Raw genomic sequence first — 5,279 nt, 5'->3', positions numbered from 1 at the left:
TGAAACGACTCAGCGCCGATGATAGTGTGGATTCCCATGTGAAAGTAGGTCACTGCCAGACACTTATTCCGAACCCCCGCAAAAAGCGGGGGTTTTTGTTTGTTGATACCGGAGTAAGGATTCGTGCCTGTTTGTTTGTGTCAGAGTAGGGATTTGAGGCTTTATCCCGGGTATGCGTCATTCGGGTCGGGTATGCATCATGGTGTAGGTTTCGGTCTGCTGCTATCTTTATCCTAAGCTTCTTCTGTCGGATAAAACAGAATGTTGCTCCGGGAAAATGCTTGCCGATTCGGCAGTTTTTAATTATGATATCCGTTCTTGATTGTGCCGGCCCGTCCGGTGTGTGTGTCGGAACATTATTTCGGTTGTGTGCAAAAAGAAACCGGAATGGTGTGCCACTTATGTGTCAGAAAGGAAAATTATGATGAAGAAAATCCTGTTCGGATTGGCAGCCTATGCGCTGGCGGCTCTGGCCGCCGCTGCGGTCAATATCAATACGGCAACGGTGGAGGAGTTGAAAACCCTGCCGGGAATCGGCCCGGCCAAAGCCCAGGCCATTGCCGACTACCGTAAGGAAAACGGCAGTTTCAAATCGGTGGAGGATTTGAAAAAGGTCAAAGGTATCGGCGAGGGTATCTTCGGCAAGCTGAAAGACGAGGCTACCGTCGGCAATGCTCCCGCTGACAAAGCTGCCAAACCCGCCGCTCCTGCCGCTCCCGCCAAAAAGTAGCCGGGAAAATCCGTATCCGCAGCCGCCGATTTTGATATTCGGCGGCTTGTCCTTTTACGGATCAGGAAACCGTGGGTTGGCGCAGTTGTTCGATTGTGGCTCTTTCGCAAAAGTATAGTGAGCCAACACAAAAATACGGTGTTGCTGTGCCTTAGCTTGAAGAGGACGGTTTTCTACGGTATGGAAATGCCGAGAAAACCAGCCCCATATTATCCATGCTGTCTGTAGTGTGCTGCTTTGTATCTTTATTGTGCTGACTCACTAAATAGTCTAAAAACAAAATGCTGCTGTTTCTGTATGTTACAATGGCAAGATGGTCGCTTGTGCGGTAATGCTTGTAAGAAGTGGTTTTGGTTTGGTGTAAAGGTTTTGCAATACCTGTTTGCATATAGATTATGGGGCAGCGTAGAGAAGCGGAACTTAGGCAGCTCCGTATTGCGAGTCAGGACTTTTCAGACCGAAAATCAAGGTTAGGGCTGGGATAGAGTTGAAGGCGATTTTGCTTACATGGGCTGAAAGACGCCAGCCAACAGATTGGAGATGGCTGATTTTTTATCATGCGTCTGCCGAAAAAATTAATTGGGGATGCCCGAAAAACAGGCGTATCATTCGTCTGTTTTTTTGTAGGAGGCTCAAATGGCCAAAAAATTTCCCATTTATCCCAAACATCCCGAGCGTATTTGCTGGGGGTGCGACAAGTATTGTTCGGCAGACGATTTGCAGTGCGGAAACGGCTGCGAGCGCATTCAGCATCCGCGCGAATTGGATGGGGACGAATGGTATAAAAAGGGTGATTGGAGCAATCTGCTGACCAAGGAGCAGCTCGCGGATTTGGGGCTGCTGTCTGCAACAATGCAGAAGGAGCAGACAAAAGAAGGAACGAAACCGCATATCAGATTGGCTGTTAAACAGGCGGGGTAGGGCGGTTTTAGGCGGCAAAAACAGGCGGCGTCCGTTTGTCGGCCGCTGTTTTTTTGCTCCCATTATGGGTGGAATTTTGCCGCGTGCCATCTACTCTTCGGATACAATCCGCCGCAGTTTTTAACCAATTAGTACAACAGGGGCCGTCTGAAAATGGAACACATCACCTTCAACCTTTGGCAAACCATACGCGCCGAAGTGGCGCAGGCTGCTATGGAAGAGCCAATGCTGGCCAGTTTCCTGCACATGACCGTCCTGCGGCACGACAGCTTGGAGCGCGTGCTGGCCTTTCATTTGTCGAGCAAACTCGCCAGCCCCACCATAGACTTGCGCATTCTTTACGAGCTGTATCTGCATGCTTTGGCAAGCGATCCCGAAATTGCCGAAGCGGTCGGCGCGGATATTGTCGCGTATTACGAGCGTGACCCCGCCTGCGACCAATACTGCCTGCCGCTGCTTTATTTCAAAGGTTTCCACGCCATTCAGGCACACCGCATCAACCACTGCCTGTGGCGCGAAGGCCGCAAAACACTGGCCTATTTCCTGCAAAACCGCGCATCCGAAGTGTTCGGCGTCGACATCCACCCCGCCGCCAAATTCGGGCGCGGTATCATGATCGACCACGGCACGGGCGTCGTGATCGGCGAAACTGCCGTGCTGGGCAACGACATTTCCATCCTGCACGGCGTTACCCTCGGCGGCTCGGGTAAAGAGGGGGGCGACCGCCATCCGAAAATCGGCGACGGCGTGATGATAGGCGCAAACGCCTCCGTGCTCGGCAACATCCGCGTCAACGAATGCGCCAAAATCGGCGCGGGCAGCGTCGTGGTGGCCGACGTGCCGCCGTTCACCACCGTGGTCGGCGTGCCCGCGAAAACCGTCGGCAACAAAAGCAAAGTCAAACCTTCGGCCGAAATGAACCAAAACTTCTTTGAAGAAGACCATCAGGACTTTTATATCTGACGCCCCGCCGTTTTTTCAGACGGCCTGCAAACTCGGCGGATTGTATTTGGAGTACAATCCGCCGCTTTCCGTTCCCAACACAAACAGGCCGTCTGAAAAGACGGTTTCCGGCCATGAAACACAACACCATCGAAAAATTCCGCAGCAAAACCGCCATAATCGGCATCGTCGGACTGGGCTACGTCGGCCTGCCGCTGGCGCTGCGCTACGCCGAGGCGGGTTTCCGCGTCCTCGGCTTCGACATCGACCCCGCCAAAGTCGATAAGCTCAACGGAGGCTGCAGCTATATCGAACACATCTCCGCCGCCAAAATCGCCATCGCCGTTTCAGACGGCCTCTTCTCCGCCACCACCGATTTCTCCCGCATCGGCGAAGTAGAAGCCGTGATTTTGTGCGTACCCACCCCGCTCAACAAATACCGCGAACCGGACATGAGCTTCGTTATCGACACCACCGACGCGGTCAAACCCTACCTGCGCGCCGGACAAGTATTGTCGCTCGAATCCACCACCTACCCCGGCACTACCGAAGAAGAGCTGCTGCCGCGCGTGGAAGAAGGCGGCCTGAAAGTCGGCGAAAACGTGTTCCTCGTGTACTCGCCCGAACGCGAAGACCCGGGCAACCCCGATTTTGAAACCCGCACCATCCCCAAAGTCATCGGCGGCCACACCCCTGCCTGCTTGGAAGTCGGCCTCGCGCTTTATCAGCCCGCCATCGACAAAGTTGTACCCGTCAGCTCCACCAAAGCGGCCGAACTCACCAAACTTCTGGAAAACATCCACCGCGCCGTCAACATCGGTTTGGTCAACGAGATGAAAATCGTGGCCGACAAAATGGACATTGACATTCACGAAGTCATCAACGCCGCCGCCACCAAACCCTTCGGCTTCGTCGCCTACTATCCCGGCCCCGGCTTGGGCGGCCACTGCATCCCCATCGACCCCTTCTACCTCACTTGGAAAGCCCGCGAATACGGCGTGAACACCCGCTTCATCGAACTGGCCGGCGAAGTCAACTCACATATGCCCGAATATGTGGTGAACAAAACCGTACTCGCGCTCAACGACCGCCAACGCGCCATCAAAGGCAGCAAAGTGCTGGTCTTGGGTATCGCCTACAAGAAAAACGTAGACGATATGCGCGAAAGCCCGTCGGTGCAAGTGATGGAACGCTTGCGCGATTTGGGCGCGGAGGTGTCGTATTCCGACCCGCATGTGCCCGTGTTCCCGAAAATGCGCGAGCATACGTTCGACCTGCAAAGCGTGCCGCTCACCGCCGAAACCGTGGCGGACTACGACTGCGTCATCCTCACCACCGACCACGACAAATTCGACTACGCGCTGCTGTTGGACAACGCCAAACTCATCATCGACACGCGCGGCAAATACGCAGGCCGCCGCGCCAACGTCGTCAAAGCATAGAGGCCGTCTGAAAATGTTCGAACCCGTAAAACACCAAACCATCACCGGCCGCAAAATCAAATTCGCCCTCGTCGGCTGCGGCCGCATTTCCAACAACCATTTCGGCTCGTTTGAAGTACACAAAGACGACTGCGAACTCGTGGCCGTATGCGACACCGACCCCGCCGCCCTTCAGACGGCCGTAGAGCACACCGGCGCGAAAGGCTATGCCGACTACGCGCAGATGCTCGCCGAAACCGACGCCGACATCATCGTACTCACCACTCCCTCCGGCCTGCATCCGCAGCAGGCTGTGGACGCGCTCGAAGCCGGTTTCCACGTTGTCACCGAAAAACCGATGGCCACCCGCCTTGCCGACGGCGAACGCATGGTGCAGGCCGCCGACAAAGCAGGCAAACGCCTCTTTGTCGTCAAACAAAACCGCCTCAACGCCACTCTGCAACTGTTGAAACGCGCCGTCGAAGAAAAACGCTTCGGCAAAATCTGCATGGTGCACCTCAACGTATTCTGGACGCGCCCGCAGTCGTATTACGACCAAGGCGGCTGGCGCGGCACATGGGAATTTGACGGCGGCGCATTCATGAACCAGGCCAGCCACTATGTCGATTTAATGGAATGGCTCATCGGCCCGGTTGAAGACGTACAGGCCATGATTTCCACCCACCGCGACATCGAAGCCGAAGACACCGGCGTGATGAACATCCGCTGGCGCAACGGCGCACTCGGCTCGATGGCCGTCACCATGTGCACCTACCCGAAAAACCTCGAAGGCTCGATTACCATCCTGGGCGAAACCGGCACGGTACGCATCGGCGGCATGGCCGTCAACGAAATCCAAGAATGGAATTTCGCCGACAGCCGCGACTACGACGAACAAGTCAAAGCCGCCAACTACGAAACTACCTCGGTTTACGGCTTCGGCCACCCGCTCTACTACAAAAACGTCATCGACGTGATGCGCGGCCAAGCCAAACCGGTTACCGACGGGCGCGAAGGCCTCAAATCGCTGGAACTGCTCATCGCCGCCTACCGCTCCGCCCGCGACAATAAAACCGTTTCCCTGCCCTTGGGTTATTGAACGCGGTTACTGAACGCGGCGCACATTAAAGAGGCCGTCTGAAAAAACCTGCGAAGCAGGTTTTTTCAGACGGCCTCAACCCTTTCAGACGGCCTCAACCCTTTCAGACGGCCTCAACCCTTTCAGACGGCCTCAACCCTTTCAGACGGCCTCAACCCTTTCAGAC

General features: G+C 55.3%; 5 protein-coding genes. All 5 read left to right on the top strand.

All coding sequences use genetic code 11. The annotated features are described in order from the left end of the window. Positions 1 to 424: 424 nt before the first annotated feature. The 5 genes from ACLD9W_RS12025 (at position 425) to ACLD9W_RS12005 (ending at position 5,113) form a co-directional block, all read left to right on the top strand. On the top strand, positions 425 to 730 hold the full coding sequence (locus ACLD9W_RS12025; protein ID WP_410842234.1) for a ComEA family DNA-binding protein: 306 nt from the start codon (positions 425 to 427) through the stop codon (positions 728 to 730). A 636-nt stretch (positions 731 to 1,366) separates the two neighbouring features. Next, positions 1,367 to 1,651 carry a DUF3079 domain-containing protein gene (locus tag ACLD9W_RS12020; RefSeq protein WP_410842233.1) on the top strand — a complete coding sequence of 95 codons (285 nt, stop codon included), beginning with the start codon at positions 1,367 to 1,369 and terminating at the stop codon, positions 1,649 to 1,651. Between the two features lie 153 nt (positions 1,652 to 1,804). Next, a complete protein-coding gene (gene cysE, locus ACLD9W_RS12015) occupies positions 1,805 to 2,614 on the top strand; it encodes a serine O-acetyltransferase (RefSeq protein ID WP_410842232.1) in 810 nt (269 codons plus the stop codon). 113 nt (positions 2,615 to 2,727) lie between these two features. Continuing rightward, the gene (locus ACLD9W_RS12010) at positions 2,728 to 4,035 is read left to right on the top strand and encodes a nucleotide sugar dehydrogenase (protein WP_410842231.1); all 1,308 of its coding nucleotides are present in this window, start codon (positions 2,728 to 2,730) and stop codon (positions 4,033 to 4,035) included. A gap of 13 nt (positions 4,036 to 4,048) precedes the next feature. Next, complete coding sequence (locus ACLD9W_RS12005) at positions 4,049 to 5,113, top strand: Gfo/Idh/MocA family protein (protein ID WP_410842230.1); 1,065 nt, start codon at positions 4,049 to 4,051, stop codon at positions 5,111 to 5,113. Positions 5,114 to 5,279 lie beyond the last annotated feature (166 nt).

Origin of the sequence: Neisseria sp. WLZKY-1 (genome assembly GCF_046546535.1) — a bacterium.
GTDB lineage: Bacteria > Pseudomonadota > Gammaproteobacteria > Burkholderiales > Neisseriaceae > Neisseria.
The sequence above is the reverse complement of the archived record's forward strand: the minus strand, read 5'-3'. Positions and strand labels throughout refer to the sequence as shown.

Bases quoted from the DNA above. Each gene is read 5' to 3' on its own strand.
- ACLD9W_RS12025 (WP_410842234.1), top strand. From the start codon at position 425: ATGAAGAAAATCCTGTTCGGATTGGCAGCCTATGCGCTGGCGGCTCTG.
- ACLD9W_RS12020 (WP_410842233.1), top strand. From the start codon at position 1,367: ATGGCCAAAAAATTTCCCATTTATCCCAAACATCCCGAGCGTATTTGC.
- cysE (WP_410842232.1), top strand. From the start codon at position 1,805: ATGGAACACATCACCTTCAACCTTTGGCAAACCATACGCGCCGAAGTG.
- ACLD9W_RS12010 (WP_410842231.1), top strand. From the start codon at position 2,728: ATGAAACACAACACCATCGAAAAATTCCGCAGCAAAACCGCCATAATC.
- ACLD9W_RS12005 (WP_410842230.1), top strand. From the start codon at position 4,049: ATGTTCGAACCCGTAAAACACCAAACCATCACCGGCCGCAAAATCAAA.